The sequence below is a fragment of the Flavobacterium sp. Arc2 genome (assembly GCF_041431385.1).
In the GTDB taxonomy this organism is placed as follows: domain Bacteria; phylum Bacteroidota; class Bacteroidia; order Flavobacteriales; family Flavobacteriaceae; genus Flavobacterium.
Map to the genome: position 1 here is coordinate 18,934 of NZ_JASMRH010000026.1, position 18,647 is coordinate 37,580.

Annotated in this window: 17 protein-coding genes; 11 read left to right on the plus strand and 6 right to left on the minus strand. The window is 33.6% G+C overall.

Going from position 1 to position 18,647, the window contains the following annotated elements:
- The first annotated feature begins 847 nt into the window (after positions 1-847).
- The 10 genes from QO182_RS16065 to QO182_RS16110 all read left to right on the plus strand — a co-directional run bounded on the left by QO182_RS16065 (position 848) and on the right by QO182_RS16110 (position 9,081).
- Positions 848-1,873: a hypothetical protein gene (locus tag QO182_RS16065; RefSeq protein ID WP_371536834.1), complete on the plus strand. Its 1,026-nt coding sequence runs from the start codon at positions 848-850 to the stop codon at positions 1,871-1,873.
- A 22-nt stretch (positions 1,874-1,895) separates the two neighbouring features.
- The gene (locus QO182_RS16070) at positions 1,896-2,048 is read left to right on the plus strand and encodes a YqaE/Pmp3 family membrane protein (protein WP_371536836.1); all 153 of its coding nucleotides are present in this window, start codon (positions 1,896-1,898) and stop codon (positions 2,046-2,048) included.
- 226 nt (positions 2,049-2,274) lie between these two features.
- On the plus strand, positions 2,275-3,075 hold the full coding sequence (locus QO182_RS16075; protein ID WP_371562722.1) for a haloacid dehalogenase type II: 801 nt from the start codon (positions 2,275-2,277) through the stop codon (positions 3,073-3,075).
- 184 nt (positions 3,076-3,259) lie between these two features.
- A complete protein-coding gene (locus QO182_RS16080) occupies positions 3,260-3,688 on the plus strand; it encodes a PH domain-containing protein (protein WP_371536841.1) in 429 nt (142 codons plus the stop codon).
- A 294-nt stretch (positions 3,689-3,982) separates the two neighbouring features.
- Positions 3,983-4,897: a septum formation inhibitor Maf gene (locus QO182_RS16085; RefSeq protein WP_371562725.1), complete on the plus strand. Its 915-nt coding sequence runs from the start codon at positions 3,983-3,985 to the stop codon at positions 4,895-4,897.
- Between the two features lie 31 nt (positions 4,898-4,928).
- Positions 4,929-5,579: a peroxiredoxin-like family protein gene (locus tag QO182_RS16090; protein WP_371562727.1), complete on the plus strand. Its 651-nt coding sequence runs from the start codon at positions 4,929-4,931 to the stop codon at positions 5,577-5,579.
- 301 nt (positions 5,580-5,880) lie between these two features.
- Complete coding sequence (locus QO182_RS16095) at positions 5,881-6,714, plus strand: hypothetical protein (protein WP_371562729.1); 834 nt, start codon at positions 5,881-5,883, stop codon at positions 6,712-6,714.
- A gap of 75 nt (positions 6,715-6,789) precedes the next feature.
- Positions 6,790-7,212 carry a hypothetical protein gene (locus QO182_RS16100; RefSeq protein WP_371562731.1) on the plus strand — a complete coding sequence of 141 codons (423 nt, stop codon included), beginning with the start codon at positions 6,790-6,792 and terminating at the stop codon, positions 7,210-7,212.
- Between the two features lie 378 nt (positions 7,213-7,590).
- Positions 7,591-7,833 (plus strand): DUF1059 domain-containing protein, encoded by a 243-nt coding sequence (locus QO182_RS16105; protein ID WP_371562733.1) that lies wholly within the window; start codon positions 7,591-7,593, stop codon positions 7,831-7,833.
- 330 nt (positions 7,834-8,163) lie between these two features.
- On the plus strand, positions 8,164-9,081 hold the full coding sequence (locus QO182_RS16110; protein WP_371562735.1) for an AraC family transcriptional regulator N-terminal domain-containing protein: 918 nt from the start codon (positions 8,164-8,166) through the stop codon (positions 9,079-9,081).
- Position 9,082: 1 nt separating this feature from the next.
- Here QO182_RS16110 and QO182_RS16115 read toward each other — a convergent pair whose 3' ends face one another.
- Both QO182_RS16115 and QO182_RS16120 read right to left on the minus strand, forming a co-directional pair.
- Positions 9,083-9,457 (minus strand): DUF779 domain-containing protein, encoded by a 375-nt coding sequence (locus tag QO182_RS16115; RefSeq protein WP_371562776.1) that lies wholly within the window; start codon positions 9,455-9,457, stop codon positions 9,083-9,085.
- Positions 9,458-9,559: 102 nt separating this feature from the next.
- Positions 9,560-11,065, minus strand: a complete 1,506-nt coding sequence (locus QO182_RS16120) for an aldehyde dehydrogenase family protein (RefSeq protein ID WP_371562737.1) — start codon at positions 11,063-11,065, stop codon at positions 9,560-9,562.
- 264 nt (positions 11,066-11,329) lie between these two features.
- Between QO182_RS16120 and pheT the strand changes: the two genes are divergently transcribed.
- Positions 11,330-13,750, plus strand: coding sequence for a phenylalanine--tRNA ligase subunit beta (gene pheT, locus QO182_RS16125; protein ID WP_371562740.1), 2,421 nt, complete (start codon positions 11,330-11,332; stop codon positions 13,748-13,750).
- A 125-nt stretch (positions 13,751-13,875) separates the two neighbouring features.
- Here the strand turns inward: pheT and QO182_RS16130 are convergent, their stop codons facing one another.
- From QO182_RS16130 to QO182_RS16145, 4 genes are all read right to left on the minus strand, one after another.
- Positions 13,876-14,430: a fasciclin domain-containing protein gene (locus QO182_RS16130; protein ID WP_371562743.1), complete on the minus strand. Its 555-nt coding sequence runs from the start codon at positions 14,428-14,430 to the stop codon at positions 13,876-13,878.
- Between the two features lie 192 nt (positions 14,431-14,622).
- Positions 14,623-15,090, minus strand: a complete 468-nt coding sequence (locus QO182_RS16135; RefSeq protein WP_371562746.1) for a hypothetical protein — start codon at positions 15,088-15,090, stop codon at positions 14,623-14,625.
- 110 nt (positions 15,091-15,200) lie between these two features.
- Positions 15,201-16,979: a 30S ribosomal protein S1 gene (rpsA, locus tag QO182_RS16140; protein WP_371536874.1), complete on the minus strand. Its 1,779-nt coding sequence runs from the start codon at positions 16,977-16,979 to the stop codon at positions 15,201-15,203.
- 408 nt (positions 16,980-17,387) lie between these two features.
- Positions 17,388-18,641 carry a nucleoside permease gene (locus QO182_RS16145; protein WP_371536876.1) on the minus strand — a complete coding sequence of 418 codons (1,254 nt, stop codon included), beginning with the start codon at positions 18,639-18,641 and terminating at the stop codon, positions 17,388-17,390.
- Positions 18,642-18,647 lie beyond the last annotated feature (6 nt).

The window sequence follows — 18,647 nt, forward strand, 5'->3', positions numbered from 1 at the left end:
CGTGATAATCATTGGATAGTTTAACCCGTGTTGATGATCAAGTTTTTTTTTTATGCCTGGTCGGAAACAGATTTGAAAAATCAACCTTGTGCTGTTTGCCTATATTAGGAATGTTGGGAACCTACCTCATACCTTGGTTGTCTTCACTAACCAATCAAAATTAAGAAAGTAAGCTCTTCGACTTGTTCTGAAAGTCATGTCGAAGCCAGATAAAATGGAATCTCCTGATTCCATTACCTAATCTTCACCTCTGTTTTCCTTTGAATAAAGTTACTCTTTTTATCAAACATAAAGTAAAGGCACGAATCCTTTCGTGTGGAACCACGTTAGCGCAGAATTGCATTCTGTGCCCGCAACAATGAGAAAACAAGCGTGAAACTGAGAAGTGAAAAGTTCAAAAAGAACCGTTAAAAATAAATTGCAATTGATAATTGGAATAGGCACTTGTTGAAAATTCGCGCTATCGGGAACAACTCAACTCAAATTAATTCATCAGATTTTTCGGTAAATTTATATATTTGAATAACTGAAAAATGCGCTATTCAATAGCGACAATCTAACTGATTTGGGGTGTATAGTCGCTATTGAGTAGCGAGTATATACAAGTTATGTGCAAGGCTAAAAAAAGCCAATACTCGAAAGGCACATTTGTTTTTTGCCAAAAACGCACCACCAACCACACAAAAAATAAAAGAGCCTTTTGCCACCGCTGACATCACTAATACAAGGAAAAGAGTAGCAAAATTAAATTTTGATGAAATTGATAGCATCAAAGTTTTTTCAAAATAGAGTCTTTTAACCACCTTTTTTAACTAACTTTATTTGTAAAACACTAAAAACCAATACAATGAGAAATCAATACATTGACATTCAAAATAAATTTCCAAAAATTTCAAGAATATCTTGGGGAGCAATCATCGCAGGTACTCTTACCGCAATTACAGTAGCATTTCTACTTAATCTTCTCGGATTGGGTATTGGACTTACCACCATTGACCCAATGACCGAAGCCAATCCAATGGACGGTTTGGGAACTGGAACGATAGTATGGTGGGGAATTTCAAATCTTGCTGCTCTCTTTATGGGTGGTATGGTAGCTGGTCGTATGAGCGGATTGCCAGCAAATAGTGACGGCGGACTTCACGGATTTCTTGCTTGGGCTCTTTATTTAATACTTTCGATATATCTTGTAACATCTACTATTGGAGGAATTTTCAACGGGATGGCAAGCGCAGCAAGCTCAGTTTTTTCAGATTCTACAGCAACAAATGTCGCTGAAGCATTAAAAGAAGCTGAAAACAAAGGAACAGATGACGCAACATTTTCAATGGAAACAATTAAAAAACAAGCTTTTCAACTCATTAATACTGCTGAAAGAAATGATATTTTACCAAACGATGCATCAGCAGAGATCAGAAGCACAATGAACGAAGCCCAAAGAGATTCTAAAGCATTTTTAAAGGACCTAAATCTTGACGAGAATATTGACGAATTTTTTAATGAACTATCTGTTGATTTAGATAAAGACGGGAATTTAAGGATTAACGCAGATGGCGCAGATGAACTTCTAAATAAAGAAGAGATTAAGAATTATCTAACCGAGAACACCAAATTATCAGAAGCTGAAATCAACGGAGTAATTGAAAAATGGGACAGAAAGATAGACAAAGCTGTAAACAAGGCAGAAAAGTACTATGCAAAAGCAAAAAAGAAAGCAATTAAAGTAACGGATGAAGCAGCTGATGCAGCAGGAAAATACAGCATTATAGCATTTTTTCTATTCTTATTAGGCGCTGGAGCTGCATTTGCAGGAGGTGCGATTGGCTCACCATTTTTAACGGTCGAGGAAGAACAAATTGAAGATAAAATTTAAAGTAATTTAAAAAACATAAAATATGTCACCATTAATAATTATACTAAATATATTAATACCACCATTAGCAGTTTTTATGAAACACGGAATTGGTGGAACATTTCTGATAAGTATTATCCTCACAATTATAGGATGGCTACCAGGAGTAATTCACGCATTTATCGTGAACGACTAAATTTAATTTCAATAGGATTGAGATAGCCATCATTCATTATTGATGGCTACCCGATCGCGCAGTTATACTTAAACGTTCGCGCAGATTACAAAGTTATATGATAAAGAGATTATTCTAGTTCAATATATTTCTGGTTTATCATTATACCTAAATCAACTAAAACCATAATTTTTTTTTTACTTCGAAAACATACCTCATAAAATGTTTTAACATAAATACACAAACAATGAAAAACAATAGAAGAAATTTTATTAAAAACACCGCTTTACTTGGAATTGCAGGTACAGCAATTCCTTATTTTGGATTTGCTGCAACCGCTGCGAACGAATTGGAATCAAAAGAGTTATCGACAAGACCCAAAGTATTATTTTTTGATGTTAATGAGACTTTACTAGACTTAACAGCAATGAAGACAAGCGTTGGAAACATACTTGGAGGCCGAAGTGAATTATTACCGTTATGGTTTACCACCATGTTGCAGTATTCTTTAGTCTCTACCGTAGGACGACAATACAATGATTTTGGAGTAATTGGAGCGGCAGCACTACAAATGGTCGCAGCTAACAATGGTATCGTTATTACTGAAAATGAAGCTAAAGAAGCTATTTTGGTTCCCATCCGCTCCCTACCGGCACATCCCGAAGTCAAAGCGTCTTTACAGCAATTAAAAGATGCTGGATACAAATTAGTTTCCTTTACCAATTCATCAAATAAGGGGGTGAAAACACAATTTGAAAATGCTGGATTATTAGACTATTTTGAAGAAAGATTAAGTATTGAGGATATAGGAAAATTTAAACCTCATGCAGATGCCTACGATTGGGCAGCAAGGAAAATGGGTGTAAAACCTTCTGAATGTCTATTAGTAGCAGCACACGGATGGGATATTGCCGGTGCACTTTGGGCTGGCTGGAGAGGTGCTTTTATTAGTAGACCAGGTGCTCAATTGTACCCTCTTGCTCCAAAACCAGAAATCAGTGAAAGTGATCTGGAATTAGTCACTAAAAAATTAATTTCCTTAAAATGAAAAAGATGACCCGATCGCGCAGTTATGCGTAAACGTTCGCGCAGAATTGCAACAGTTAGTACGCGCAACGATGAGCAAATAGCAAAAGAGAAATACGTGATTGTCAAAAACTTTGGCGATCTTCGGTCTGGAACTTTTTTAAACCAAAAACAAGATTGGAAAGATTAATGAATATAAAATTTTTATGACAAAAACATATCCATCAAAAGTATCATACGGATTACTGACTTTTGTATTCTTGGTGTTTTATGGACCATTGATTCCTGATTTAATTAATGGAAATATTAATGCAAAAACGATTGGATTAATAGTATTCCTTTCAGTAGTTTTTGCTTTTATTGCGCATCTTTTTTTAAAAACCCAATACACCATAGATAATGATAAACTTAAAATAAAAACCGGAATATTTTCGTATGAACCGATTGATATTGATGAAATCAAAGAAATATCAAAAACTAAAAGTATCATCTCTTCACCTGCACCATCATTTGACCGAATTAAAATCAAATATGGAAAATTTGATGCTATTATAATTTCACCAAAAGACAAGTTTCATTTTGCAAAGGATTTAACTAAAATAAATCCAAGAATAAAAAATAAAATAACTGAATAAAAACGTTCGACAACAATGGCAATAGGTAACTGCTTATTCTAGCATACCTACGAAAATAATCGCAGATTTTTAGCTTAAAACGCACTTACAATGACAACTGTTAACCCAGGTAATAACTAATTAGTTTAAACAGAAGAAATTATTCCCGTAATTATGAAAAGGAATCGTTATTAGTAGCCTTATATTAAATTTAAGTGACTATAATTTAGATAAAGAAATAGCCGCTGAACTTCTTCAACGAGTAACAAGCATTTTAGAAATTTAAAAAAATTACTGCTTTAAAAATAGACACTTATGAATTCATTCTTAAAAACATTGTGCTGCATTAGCATTGTCACCTTATTTAGTTGTCAGTCAGACCAAAAGTTATCCAAAGATCAGGACAGCACTGCAAATAGCGGCACTACAACAAAAGAGTTTAATGATTATTGGTATTCTGGAAAAGCGGAATTGGATAGTTACACATTAAAACAATCTCGCTATGGCGAAATTCGTAATGGCGAAGTAGTTTTGGTATTTGTAACGGAACCTTTTTCGTTAAAAAAACAAGTCAAATTAGATGATCCAGAAAAAGCGGGTAAAGACAATATTTCGGTGATGAAGTTAAACCAAATAAGAAAATTCACGACCGGGATTTACGATTATTCTATCGTTAGCTCTACCTTTACGCCCGTAGATTTAGGTCAGTATCCGCATACTTTAAAATCAAACACAAGCATACAAGAGTGGTGTGGTCATACTTTTACACAGTTCAACCTTGGTAAAAATAACTATCACATGAAGCAATTCTCTTATTTTGAAGCTGATGGCGATACTGAGAAAGACATTCCTGTTGCACTACTTGAAGAAGAATTAATGACGCGCTTGCGAATCAACAAAGCACAGCTTCCTCTAGGTGAAGTGGATATGATTTTTCCCACGGTTTATAGTCGCTTTTTTTATAAAAAACTTGAAGCTACAAAAGCTACGATTAGTAAAACCGAATCAGATAATTTGATCAATTACACTATTCAATATGCTAAATACGATCGAAAAGTGACTATTGCAGTACAAAAAGCTTTTCCCTACAAAATTGAATCTTGGACAGAAGACGATGGCGACGGATTAATTACTGAAGCAAAATTAAAGAAGACCCTAAACGAACCGTATTGGAATCAAAAAAAGACTTCAGACGAGTCAAAAAGAGAAGAATTACAATTACAGAAATAAAGACGCCCTTAAAGCAATTTAAAATAATAACATGAAAACATTAAAAGAACAAACAGATGCAAAAATTGAAGCAGGACGCCAAGCAAATCCTGAATTCATGAAAGGTGTCGACGCAGCAATAAATAAAGCAAAAGAATTTGAACAAGGAGCCAACGCATTAAAAGTGGGACAAAAAGCCATTGATTTTGAATTACCAAATCAAGAAGGAAAATCAGTATCATTACAAACTTTACTATCAAAAGGTCCAGTGGTAATCACTTTTTACCGTGGTGATTGGTGTCCGTATTGTAATTTACAGCTGAGAGCATTACAAGCAAGATTAGAAGAAATTCAAGCGCTAGGTGCTACTCTCGTTGCTATAAGTCCGCAAGTTCCTGACGGTTCCTTAACAAAAAGTGAGATCAGCGAAATGAATTTTACCGTTTTATCAGATCAAAACGCAAAAGTCGCATCGCAATACGGTGTTGCATGGGAGGTTCCTGAATTTTTGTTAGATCACATGCGCGTGGATCGCAACTTAGATTTAGAGAAAATCAACAATGGCAACGGCAGCGTTCTACCTATTCCCGCAACTTTCATCATTGGAACTGACGGAATCATTACTTGGAATTACGTTAATGTTGATTATAGAACACGTTCTGAACCGGAAGATATAATTGAAGCACTAAAAAACCTTGTTTAATAAGAACTGATACAGCTTATCCTCTTACTTTAATATATAGTTTTATTAAAATTATTTTGATATTTTTTCTTGTCCTAAAACACTCGTTTTCTTAACTTTCAAAATGAATAAAGCTTCACGAAGGCCGCGGTTAATACTTTTTATTTTATAGTTCTAGTTTAATTATAAAAAATTCTCAAGAATCTTCTATTTGTTACGTATTTCATAAATTAGCTGCTTCGACTCAATGCAAACTATCGTACCACATTTTTTATAAATCAAAACACAATCATCAACAATACCTTTCAAAATAATAAATACTATGAGAATCAAATTACTAGTCAGCATAACTTTAGGTTTTCTCTTGGTTTCGTGTAAAAACGATAACCAATCTGCAAAAGAACAAATCCCAACTGATTCTATTACTTCGACGACGCCAAAATTTGCAAATAAAGGGCATGAATTAGTATATAATATGGTTCAAAAAGTGGGCAATTTTAATGCACTTTTGGATAAAAAAAATGTAGTATATACGTATACGTACCAAACGCCAGATAACAAAACCGATAGTGTTACAGAGAAGTATATCTTTGAAGGAGAATTGTCTTACGGCGCTTATAAAAAGCACGAACGTACCTTAGCAAACCTAGACGGACTAGTGGAGCAAGGATATGACGGTAATGAATATTGGCTTAAGCATAAAGGGAAAATTATAAAGGATCAAGACCTATTAAAAACGGTGATTTTTAATAGACCAACTAATTTTTATTGGTTTACAATGATGCAAAAATTATTGGATAATGGATTGTTTTATGAATACCTAGATGAGAAAACAATTGATGGTATAAAATATGACGTTGTAAAAGTCACTTTTGAATCTAAAGATGATAAACCCAAAGATACCTATCAATTGTATATCAATAAAGAGACTCATTTAGTAGATCAATTTCTTTTTACAGTGGTTGATTTTGGTAAAATGGAGCCTTTTTTAATGAAATTGGAATACGAGAATATTGAAGGCTTATTGTTACCTACAAAACGTAAATATAAAAAATCTAATTGGGATGCAAAGGTTACAAATGAGCCATGGACACTCGTGAATTGGTCCGATATAAAATTTAATACTGATTTAACTAAAGCTGATTTTAAAAAATAAGCAATAGTACATACAGTTTGGAGTTTTTTAGACAGACTGACATTTTGTGCTATTTGACTAAACCAAGAAAATTCAATGAATGAAGTAAGTTTACCATACCATTTAATTATTCCATCCATAATTTCTATTCTGATTTTAGGAATAGTCTTTTATAAAAGGAAAACCTTGTTTAAAAGCGGAAAATGGAAATGGTTTTGGATAAGCCTGACTGTATTTTTCACTATTTATCTTTTAATAGTTGGTGGAGCAACTTATTCTAATATTTCATCGGAGCTGACTTTGCAAAAATTTGACTTGAATGGAGACGGTTTTTTTAGCGGAAATGAAATAACGCCTGAACAGAAAGCCGCAATGAGAAGCTATATTTCTGATACTGGAAGAAATATTTCGTTTATAATTGGATTGATTTTCTCGGGAACTATAGCATTTTTTGTTTTTGGAATTGGAAAAATAACTGAATACATAATGAATAAAAAAACTACACGCGACAATGTATAACCGCAATTACGATGGATTTGACTATGTCCGAATCCACTCGGAATTGATAAAACCTGTGATTATCAGCCTGGTGCTCTTTTGCAACGAGTACCTACTTAAATTAGAAGAAGGATCGTAGCGTTTGCAACGCGGTTCCCCAAAAAAAACATGCTGCAAAATCAAAATACAAAACCTTTTACGGGAAAACTGAAAGCCTTTTTTAAGTTTTTTACAATGTTAGATCGACAAACACTTTTCTTGAAAAACTACCAAATTGTCATTTAATTCCATTATATTTACGATATAACGCTATTAAAGGACTAAAATACGTGTTGAATTTTGCATTAAATTGAATATCGACTCTTCGTATTTAGTTCTATATTAATTAAAAACAATTTTATGAAAACAATGACTTGTAAAGAACTTGGCGGAGCATGTGAAGAAAAATTTCATGCTCACACTTTTGAAGAAATCGCTGAAATGAGTAAAAACCACGCTTTGGAAATGATTGAAAAAAAGGATGATGCACATACTAAAGCATTAAGAGAAATGCAAGAGTTAATGCACTTCCCACAAGGTATGAATGCATGGTACGAAAACAAAAGAAAAACATTTGAATGCCTACCAAGATCTCAAAATTAAAAAATATGTTTTGTTACCCGCATGAATCAAGAATCATTATATATGCAGTAAACTACTCCGCTTTTACGAAATTTCATCCTTGACGCTGTCTAACAATTTATGATGGGCGGCACCCTTAAGGATGGAACTTAAATCTATTACTAATTTGTGGTAGTATTTGCAAGCTATTCCTTTTTCAAAACTACATGACTCCACTTGCAAAATAGTTGATTTAAAATTTTCTATAATTTGATTCCTAAGATGAAAATTATATCCATTTTAACAAGGTAAGATTTAACTAATTCGTTTATTTTTCTTAAGTTTATAACTCTTTCTTTATAAACTACTTCTATGAATCGCAACTACATCAATCCTCCTAATTTGTCGAGTGAAAAATCGTTAAAAACATTAGTTGAAAATAGAACAGTTTACAATTTAAATCATTGTGAATTAAATCTATTTGAAACATACAAAGAATCACAATTAGTACCCTTGAAGTTTAATGATTTGGTAGTAACCAGTATGTTGAGAGGAAAGAAAGTGATGCATCTTTTTGATGATCCTGGGTTTGAATATTTGCCAGGTGAAACTGTAGTTATTCCTTCTAATGTAGAAATGAAAATTGATTTCCCTGAAGCAACAAAAAATAATCCTACCCAATGTTTAGCTTTGGCAATAGACCAACAAAAAATAAATGAAACACTGCATTTTTTAAATGATCGTTATCCTAAGGAAGGCAATAGCCAATTCTGGCATTTAAACCACCAAAATTACTATTTCTACAACAATGTAGAATTAGCTACAACCATCAATAAATTGATTAAAGAGTGTATGAGTACGTCAATAACAAAGGATGTATTAGCTGATTTGACCTTACAAGAATTGCTAATTAGAATTATACAGACCCAAACAGCTAAATCTATTGAGGACGGACTTTACTCAGATCCTAATAGTCCTATAGCACAAGTAGTGGAATACATTCGCGTAAACATCAAAGAAAACATAAGTCTTAAAAACTTGAGCGAAAAAGCTTGTATGAGTACAACGTCCTTTTATCGTTTCTTCAAGAGAGAGTTAGGTATGACTCCAATTGAGTTTGTAATTAGAGAAAAAATAAAATGTGCGAAGCAGTTACTGAAAAATCCAGCGATTCAAATTAATGAAGTGTGTCATTTATCCGGATTTGAAGACAGTAATTACTTCATTCGTTTGTTTAAAAAGCACGAAGGCATTACGCCAAAACAATACCAGCTGTTGTACGTGAATTAGCTTATTCAATATATTTCACGGGTTCTAAATCTTTTTCCTCCTCAGGAGTAAAGACTCTATATTCAATCTGGAATGTCTTTTTTAATGGTGTTTCTAAAGAAAACCCTCCCACTCCAAAAGCATCAATTACATCCAAAGTAAAATGCGTATGTTTCCAATATTCGAATAAATCCTTGTCTACCCAAAACTCAGTGTTTTCTATTGTACCAATACAAACATCACCCAATCTTTGATAGAAACCTCCTTTTTCAAAACATTGCGGCTGCGAACCTTCACAACATCCTCCGGCCTGATAAAACATCAAGTCGCCGTGTTTTTCCTGCAAGATTTTTATTAGTTCTATTGCTTTTTCGGTTGCGTCAATTCTTCTAGTCATCATTTGTTTTCTAAAATTTAAATCTTTAATCTCCCTTTATTCCCATCATATAAAAAAAGGCAAGTCTTTCAACTCACCTTTTTCTTTATTTAGTGCTACATTCTAAAAGAAACCTAATTTCTTTTTATCGTACGAAATCAACATGTTTTTTGTTTGTTGATAATGTGCAAGCATCATTTTATGATTTTCACGTCCAATTCCTGATTGTTTATATCCTCCAAAAGGAGCACCTGCAGGATAAGAGTGATATTGATTGATCCAAACACGCCCTGCTTGAATCGCTCTTGGAACCTGATATATCTCATGGGCATCACGTGTCCAAAGCCCAGCACCCAAACCATACATAGTATCATTTGCAATAGCAATAGCTTCCTCTGTTGTTTTGAAAGTAGTCACTGCTAAAACGGGTCCGAAGATTTCTTCCTGAAAAATACGCATTTTATTATTCCCTTTAAAAAGAGTAGGCTTGATATAATATCCTGTTGAAAGATCTCCTTCTAAATGATTCTCTTCCCCTCCAGTCAATACTTCAGCTCCTTCTTCTTTTCCTAATTTAATATAGTTAAGAATTTTTTGTTGCTGAACCAATGAAGTCTGTGCTCCCATCATCGTAGTTTTATCCAATGGGTTACCCATTTTTATAGCCTCGGTTCTTTCAATTACTTTAGCTATAAATTTGTCATATATATCTTCATGAACTAATAATCTTGACGGACAGGTACATATCTCTCCCTGATTTAAAGCAAACATTACTGCTCCCTCAATCGCCTTGTCAAAGAAATCATCATCGGCATCACCAACAGATTTCATAAAAATATTAGGGGATTTACCACCAAGTTCTAATGTCACAGGGATAATATTTTCAGTGGCATATTGCATCACTAAACGTCCTGTGGGTGTAGAACCCGTAAATGCGGCTTTTGATACTTTTTTGTTTGTTACCAAAGCTCTTCCCAGCTCTGCACCAAAACCATTTACAATATTGATAACTCCCGGAGGAAGAATGTCTCCTATCAATTCCATTAACACCAATATCGAAATAGGAGTGCTTTCTGCCGGTTTTAATACCACAGTATTTCCTGCTGCCAACGCAGGTGCCAGTTTCCATACAGCCATTAATATTGGGAAATTCCAAGGAATAATTTGAGCAATTACACCTAAAGGTTCGCTCAATGCTATAGATACGGTTTGTGAATCTAATTCAGCAATCGAACTTTCTTCAGCACGTATCACTCCAGCAAAATACCTGAAATGGTCAATAGCTAAAGGAATATCAGCTGCCATTGTTTCGCGAATAGCCTTTCCATTATCTATCGTCTCTACTGTAGCTATGTACTCTAGGTTGTCTTCTATTCTTTGAGCAATTTTATTCAATAAATTACTTCTTTCTGTAGCCGAAGTTTTTCCCCAAGTTTGAAAGGCTTCATAGGCTTTATCCACAGCAAGTTCTAAATCTTCCTTCGTGGAATGTGCGGCTTGTGTAAATACCTTTCCGTCAATCGGACAAATAACATCAAAATATTCTCCTTTAATGGGGGCTACGAATTTACCACCTATATAATTATCGTACTTTGCCTTAAACTCAGGTCTTGATACTATGTTACTCATATCTTATTAATTTAAATTTTATCAAATATAGATTGATACATCTTAATACTATAGCACTATTCCACCAAAAAATAGCATTAAATTTTCATATGTGCTTTTTTATAGTTATTTTTTTATGTTATTCGTAAATAGCTTTAACTTAGATTAATAATATCCCATTAAGAATACTTATAAAATATATCAATACTGTGTTAAAAAACCAAAAAAATAGTTTCTTACTACAAACTGCAATCCTTATATTTGCAATCTTATTAAAATTGACAGATGAAAATATCTTATAATTGGTTAAAACAATTCATAAAAATAGACTGGGACTCCGAAGAAACAGCAGCATTACTAACGGATCTAGGTCTAGAAGTAGAAGTTGTTGAGAAATACCAGTCTGTAAAAGGCGGCTTAGAAGGCATAGTAGTTGGGCATGTACTTACTTGTATTCCTCATCCCGATGCAGACCGACTAAAAATAACAACTGTTGATTTAGGAGACGGAGTACCGCTACAAATTGTATGTGGAGCTGCCAATGTTGATGCTGGACAAAAAGTTCCAGTAGCAACAATAGGTACCGTTTTGTATGACAAAGAAGGTGGTTCTTTTACTATCAAAAAAGGAAAAATTCGCGGACAGGAAAGTCACGGAATGATCTGTGCCGAAGATGAGTTAGGTCTTGGAACTGGTCATGACGGAATTATGATATTAGACAATTCAATTGCGGCAGGAACAAAAGCGGCAGATGTATTTAAAATAGAAAATGACGAAGTATTCGAAATCGGACTTACACCTAATCGTGCCGATGCGATGAGTCATTTAGGAACAGCTCGCGATTTAAGAGCCGGTTTACTGCAAAGTGGAGTAAATGTTGAATTAATCACTCCTTATGTCAGCAATTTTAGAGTCGACATGAGAACACTTAAAATTGACGTTAACGTAGAAGAAATACTTCTGGCACCACGTTATTGCGGTGTTACCATTTCAGGAATTACGGTAAAACCTTCTCCTAACTGGTTGCAGGATCGTTTAAAAGCAATAGGAATCACTCCTAAAAATAATGTAGTAGATGTAACTAACTATGTTCTACATGAATTGGGACAGCCACTACATGCTTTTGATGCTACAAAAATTAATGGAAAGATAATTGTAAAAACATTACCTTCTGGAACAAAGTTCACAACATTAGACGATATTGAAAGAACGCTTCATGAAGAAGATTTGATGATTTGTGACGAAAAAGGACCTTTATGTATTGCTGGAGTTTTTGGCGGTAAAAATTCAGGTGTTACAGAGCATACTACTTCTATTTTCCTAGAAAGTGCTTATTTTAATCCGGTGAGCATCCGTAAGACAGCCAAAAGACACCAATTGAATACCGATGCTTCTTTCCGTTTTGAAAGAGGAATCGATCCTACAATTACTGCCTACGCATTAAAACGTGCCGCTTTGTTAATCCAAGAAGTGGCAGGTGGTGACATTACATCTGATTTGATTGATGTCTACCAAAAGAAAATCGAAGATTTCTCCGTATTCTTAAACTTCGCAAATGTTGCCAAGATAATTGGGCAAGAAATACCAAAAGATACTATTAAGCAAATTTTAGTTTCATTAGAAATTAAAGTAAATAGCTTTTCAGAAACAGGCCTAGGTTTAACAATTCCTGCTTATCGTGTTGATGTCCAAAGAGAAATTGATGTAATAGAAGAAATATTAAGAGTTTACGGATATAACAACATCAGCTTTTCTAATAAACTGAATGCGACCGTATCTAATTCTCCTAGAAATGAAGATTATAAATTACAAAATATAGTTGCCACACAATTGAATTCACAAGGATTTAATGAAATGATGGCCAATTCATTAACGACTGCTTCTTACGTTGAACTTTCAGAAATGTTGAAAGAAGAACACAACGTGACCATGTTGAATCCGTTGAGTAATGATTTAGCAACACTGCGACAATCTTTATTGTTTTCAGGACTAGAAGCCATATCCTACAATATCAATCGCAGAAACAGTGATTTGAAATTATTTGAATTTGGAAAAAGCTACCATAAATTTTTATCAGGTTTTGAAGAACACAAACACCTAACATTGTTTCTAACAGGAAACAGAAGCAAAGAAAGTTGGACTACAACACAAAAACCTTCTGATTTCTTTTTATTTAAAGGTTACGTAGATGCTGTTCTTGCAAGATTTGGAATCCAAAAAACACAAAACAGCCCTGCAACATCTGACGTTTTTTCGGAAGGAATTGCAATAGGCGCTGGTCATAATGCTCTGGTTGAATTTGGAGTTGTAAAAAAATCAATTCTAAAGCATTTTGGAATAAAACAAGAAGTGTTTTACGCCGACTTTAATTGGGATGTGATTATAAAAATGATATCCAATAAAATCAAATTTACAGAAATTCCAAAATACCCAGAAGTAAGAAGAGATTTAGCCTTGCTAGTAGACGAAAGCGTAACATACGACAGTATTTATGCCATTGCAAAACAGAGCGAAAAAAACCTATTAAAAGACGTCAATTTGTTTGATGTTTACGAAGGAACCAATCTGCCTGAAGGTAAAAAGTCATATGCATTAAGTTTTATCATACAAGACAGCGCAAAAACTTTGACCGATGTTCAAATTGATAAAATCATGGGGAAACTTCAAAAGAATTTTGAAACAGAACTAGGAGCAAGTTTACGATAACACACGATATTATAAAATCAGAAATCCCAATTCTAAAATTAGAATTGGGATTTTTTTGTATAAAAAAGTCTCGCACATATGCGAGACTTTTAAATCAACAAACAAATCTAACCTCTTAATTGAAATTATTTTTTTGGCAAAACAACTGCATCCACAACGTGAATAACACCATTTGATTGATTCACATCAGCAATAGTAATTTGCGACATAGTACCATTTTCATCTGTAATGTATATTTTTTTACCTTTCATCCATGCAGTCAAAGTTCCACCACTAACTGTTTTCAATTTAGCTTTTCCATTTCCTGCTTTAATTGCTTTAGCGATATCAGCAGAATTCATTTTCCCAGCTACTACATGATAAGTAAGAATAGTTTGTAACATTTTTACATTTTCAGGTTTCAATAATGTTTCTACTGTTCCCATTGGTAGTTTATCAAAAGCTGCATTTGTAGGAGCAAAAACAGTAAAAGGCCCTTTTCCTTGTAATGTTTCTACTAAACCAGCTGCTTTAACTACTGCTACTAATGTCGTATGGTCTTTTGAATTAACCGCATTTTCGATAATGTTTTTTGAAGGATACATTGCTGCCCCACCAACCATTACTGTTTTTTGAGCAAATGATGTTGCTCCAAATACTAATGCCATAAAGGCCACTGATAAAAATTTTCTAGTTTTCATAAATCTATTTATTAAGTTATATAAAAGTATTTACGCCACAAAAGCAGTTATGGTTTTAGAATAACTAAATAAAATTAAAAATAATTTAATTACACCTATATATTAACAAGTTACACAGTATTTATTTTTACAAAAAAACCTCCGATTCTTAAAAAAAGAAGCGGAGGTTATATGTTTTTTTGAAAATTATATTCAGAAAGCAGAAAAAAGACCTACAATTAAGCCCATAAAAATAATAAAACCATAAAAACAAGCAAAAATTAATGCCATTATTCCAATGAATTTATAATGCGACTTCAAATATTTAAAGGAAGCATTTAGCTGCTCGTTGTCATCATCCCTAAAAGCAATCTTTATTTTAGACGAAAATTGAAACAAATAATAGATTGGAAAAAAATACAATAAAGCAATAAGTAGGTATATCGCAGAAAAAAATCCTGTGCCCACCCCCATCATCGGATTCATCGTGCCACTCATACTAGTTAGCTTTGAAAAAATTGTGCCAATAAAAAGCGCTAACACCACCATTAAACCCATCATTACAAATCCTAAAATAGACAAAAAATAGGCCCATTTGGCTATTTCCTTTAAAAATCCTTGCGATTCTTCTGATAATTCAAAATTCTTTTTTGAGACCATTTCTGTAAAATTTTCTTCCATGTTATATTTTTTAAGATTTAAATATAAGTATTTTATTTCAAAATTTAACTTTCAACAAAAAAAAGCCCCACATCACTGTGGGGCTTTACTATTATAAGAAAGATTGAGAATTATTTTTTCTCTGTTTTTTCCATTTTAGCTTTCAATGCTGCAAGAACATCATTGCTATCTCCTAAAGTTGAAGCAGATGCATTGTTTGTAGATGCAGATGAATTATTTTCAGTAACTGCTTTCACATTTTTCTCTTCTTCTTCACGGAAGATAGCAGTGTGAGATGCAACTACTCTTTTGAATTCTTTGTTGAATTCGATTACTTTGAAATCAGCAGATTCTCCTTTTTTCAATTTCTTACCATCTTCTTTTTCAAGGTGACGAGTAGGAATGAAAGCAACGATATCATCTCCAAATTCTACAGTAGCTCCTTTGTCAACAATCTCAGCGATTTCACCTGTGTGGACAGTTCCAACAGCAAATGAACCTTCGTATTGATCCCAAGGATTAGGAGTAGTTTGTTTGTGACCTAAAGATAATTTACGTCCGTCAACATCTAATTCTAATACTACTACATCAAGTTTCTCTCCAACATTTACAAATTCAGATGGATGTTTGATTTTCTTAGTCCAAGATAAGTCAGAGATGTAAATTAATCCATCAATTCCTTCTTCAAGTTCTACGAAGATACCAAAGTTTGTAAAGTTTCTAACGATACCAGAATGTTTAGAACCTACTGGGTATTTAGAAGTAATATCAGTCCAAGGATCTTGAGATAATTGTTTGATACCTAATGACATTTTACGGTCATCTCTATCTAATGTTAAGATAACAGCTTCAACAACATCACCTACTTTTACGAAATCTTGAGCAGAACGTAAATGAGTAGACCAAGACATTTCAGAAACGTGGATTAAACCTTCAACACCTTCAGCAACTTCGATGAAAGCACCGTAATCAGCGATTACAACTACTTTACCTTTTACTTTATCTCCAATTGCTAATTTAGCATCTAGAGCATCCCAAGGATGAGCGTTTAATTGTTTCAATCCTAATTGAATTCTTGTTTTCTCATCATCGAAATCAAGGATTACAACGTTTAATTTTTGATCTAATTCAAGAACTTCAGATGGGTGGTTGATTCTTGACCAAGAAAGGTCAGTAATGTGAATCAATCCATCAACACCACCTAAATCAATAAAGACACCATAAGAAGTAATGTTTTTAACAACACCTTCTAATACTTGTCCTTTTTGTAATTGACCGATGATCTCTTTTTTCTGTACTTCAATATCCGCTTCAATAAGCGCTTTGTGAGATACAACAACGTTTTTAAATTCGTGGTTGATTTTCACAACTTTGAATTCCATTGTTTTGTTTACGTAAACATCGTAATCTCTAATTGGTTTAACATCAATTTGAGATCCTGGTAAAAACGCTTCAATTCCGAAAACGTCAACGATCATACCACCTTTAGTTCTGCATTTTACAAAACCATTAACGATTTCTCCTGTTTCATTTGCAGAAATAACTCTATCCCATGATTTGATAGTACGTGCTTTTCTATGAGATAAAACTAGTTGTCCAGTTTTGTCTTCACGGATGTCGATTAATACTTCAACAGTATCACCTACTTTTAATGCTGGGTTGTAACGGAATTCGTTTAAAGAAATAACACCTTCCGATTTTGCGTTGATATCAACGATAACGTCTCTATCTGTAATTCTAACAACAGTTCCATCAACTACTTCTTCTTGATCAGTAGAAATAAATGTTTTTGTAACTAATTCTTCGAATTCTTTTAAGTTTTCTTGATTAACTGGATCAATACCTTCTTCAAAGTTATGCCAGTTAAAATTTGCTAAAAACTCTTCTTGTGATTGTACTTGTTCAGACATGCTGATAAAAATTTGTATTCTGTATTCTCTCGAGTTTCTTAATGTGACAGAAAACAACAGAAGTTGTTTGTATAATTAATTGATACCCAAAGGAAACTCTTACTCACCAAAAGGTGTGCAAAATTAATACTTTTTTATTTAACTACAAAATAAATGACACCCCGATACTCATTTAAAGAGCGACGAATACTAATTTAACACTAAATTAATATAAACAACTGTTTTTCAGGAGCATAAACACAGTACATTCTAATCGAGTTCCCTCCTGCTCTCGCCTTTATCTCTCCATTTCATTACGAGGATATCGGCTCCATCAGGGCTCATATCTTTGACATAGAACTTCTAAGAAACAAATAACCCGATGCTTATGACACATCGGGTACTATATTTATAAAAATTGTTTGATTATTAATGAGTTACAGCAACAACATCTTCTGCATGATGTTTGTGTTTAAACAACACAGCAAAAGCAATCGCAATTACCAAGGCATACGCTGCAAACGAAAGCCAGATGTTATGCCAGTCTCTAACGCCATTATGAGTGAAAAAATTATCGATAACGATTCCGCTGGCAATCCCTCCAAAGAAGGCGCCAAAACCGTTAGACATCATCATAAACAATCCCTGCGCACTGGAACGAATTCTAAAGTCGGTAGTAGTTTCAATAAACAACGATCCTGAAATATTAAAAAAGTCAAACGCCATACCATAGACAACACAAGACATAATAATCATCCATAAACCATCTCCAGGATTACCGTAAGCAAACAATCCAAAACGTAAAACCCAAGCAAACATTGAAATCAGCATTACCTGTTTAATCCCAAAACGCTTCAAGAAAAAAGGAATTGCCAAAATGAATAAGGTTTCAGAAATTTGAGAAATCGACATTATAATAGTAGAATATTTGGCTACAAAAGAATCTGCATATTTAGGAGTATTTGCAAATTCTGATAAATAAGTATCTCCATACATATTAGTCAATTGCAATGCTCCACCAAGAAACATGGAAAATATAAAAAACAATGCCATCTTATAAGTTCCAAATAACTTAAACGCATCTAAACCTAGTTTTTCAGTCCAAGTCGCATTTTTCACAACCTGTTTTTGCGCAGGACATTTAGGTAATGTAAAAGAATAAATACCTAAAACTAAAGAAGCAAATCCAGAAATATAAAACATATTAACTGACGCCTTATTACCTGAAAGATTAGTTATCCACATCGCAGCGATAAAACCAACAGTTCCCCATACTCTAATAGGTGGAAAAACCTTTACAACATCAAAATTATTGTTTTTCAATATATTGTAAGCTACTGAATTTGATAACGAAATTGTAGGCATATAAAACATCATAGCCAAAAATATAACCCAGTAGAAAAGTGTAGGATTGTCAACTTGCGGTATATAAAAAATAGCAAAGCCACTTAATATATGTAATATCCCGTATAATTTTTCGGCATTAATCCATCTATCGGCAATAATACCTGTTAGTGCAGGCATTATTATTGACGCAATTCCCAGAGTTGAAAACACGGCCCCAAATTCAGCACCACTCCATCCTTTTGTTCCAAACCAGTAATTTCCAACGGTAATCAACCAGGCTCCCCAAACAAAGAATTGAAGAAAACTCATTACCGTCAATCTATTTTTAATTCCCATAAAATG

Coding starts and splice junctions, on each gene's coding strand:
- QO182_RS16090 (WP_371562727.1), top strand. CDS start 4,929: ATGAAAACATTAAAAGAACAAACAGATGCAAAAATTGAAGCAGGACGC.
- QO182_RS16065 (WP_371536834.1), top strand. CDS start 848: ATGAGAAATCAATACATTGACATTCAAAATAAATTTCCAAAAATTTCA.
- QO182_RS16095 (WP_371562729.1), top strand. CDS start 5,881: ATGAGAATCAAATTACTAGTCAGCATAACTTTAGGTTTTCTCTTGGTT.
- QO182_RS16085 (WP_371562725.1), top strand. CDS start 3,983: ATGAATTCATTCTTAAAAACATTGTGCTGCATTAGCATTGTCACCTTA.
- QO182_RS16130 (WP_371562743.1), bottom strand. CDS start 14,430: ATGAAAACTAGAAAATTTTTATCAGTGGCCTTTATGGCATTAGTATTT.
- QO182_RS16100 (WP_371562731.1), top strand. CDS start 6,790: ATGAATGAAGTAAGTTTACCATACCATTTAATTATTCCATCCATAATT.
- pheT (WP_371562740.1), top strand. CDS start 11,330: ATGAAAATATCTTATAATTGGTTAAAACAATTCATAAAAATAGACTGG.
- QO182_RS16075 (WP_371562722.1), top strand. CDS start 2,275: ATGAAAAACAATAGAAGAAATTTTATTAAAAACACCGCTTTACTTGGA.
- QO182_RS16070 (WP_371536836.1), top strand. CDS start 1,896: ATGTCACCATTAATAATTATACTAAATATATTAATACCACCATTAGCA.
- QO182_RS16115 (WP_371562776.1), bottom strand. CDS start 9,457: ATGACTAGAAGAATTGACGCAACCGAAAAAGCAATAGAACTAATAAAA.
- QO182_RS16120 (WP_371562737.1), bottom strand. CDS start 11,065: ATGAGTAACATAGTATCAAGACCTGAGTTTAAGGCAAAGTACGATAAT.
- QO182_RS16110 (WP_371562735.1), top strand. CDS start 8,164: ATGAATCGCAACTACATCAATCCTCCTAATTTGTCGAGTGAAAAATCG.
- QO182_RS16145 (WP_371536876.1), bottom strand. CDS start 18,641: ATGGGAATTAAAAATAGATTGACGGTAATGAGTTTTCTTCAATTCTTT.
- rpsA (WP_371536874.1), bottom strand. CDS start 16,979: ATGTCTGAACAAGTACAATCACAAGAAGAGTTTTTAGCAAATTTTAAC.
- QO182_RS16135 (WP_371562746.1), bottom strand. CDS start 15,090: ATGGAAGAAAATTTTACAGAAATGGTCTCAAAAAAGAATTTTGAATTA.
- QO182_RS16080 (WP_371536841.1), top strand. CDS start 3,260: ATGACAAAAACATATCCATCAAAAGTATCATACGGATTACTGACTTTT.
- QO182_RS16105 (WP_371562733.1), top strand. CDS start 7,591: ATGAAAACAATGACTTGTAAAGAACTTGGCGGAGCATGTGAAGAAAAA.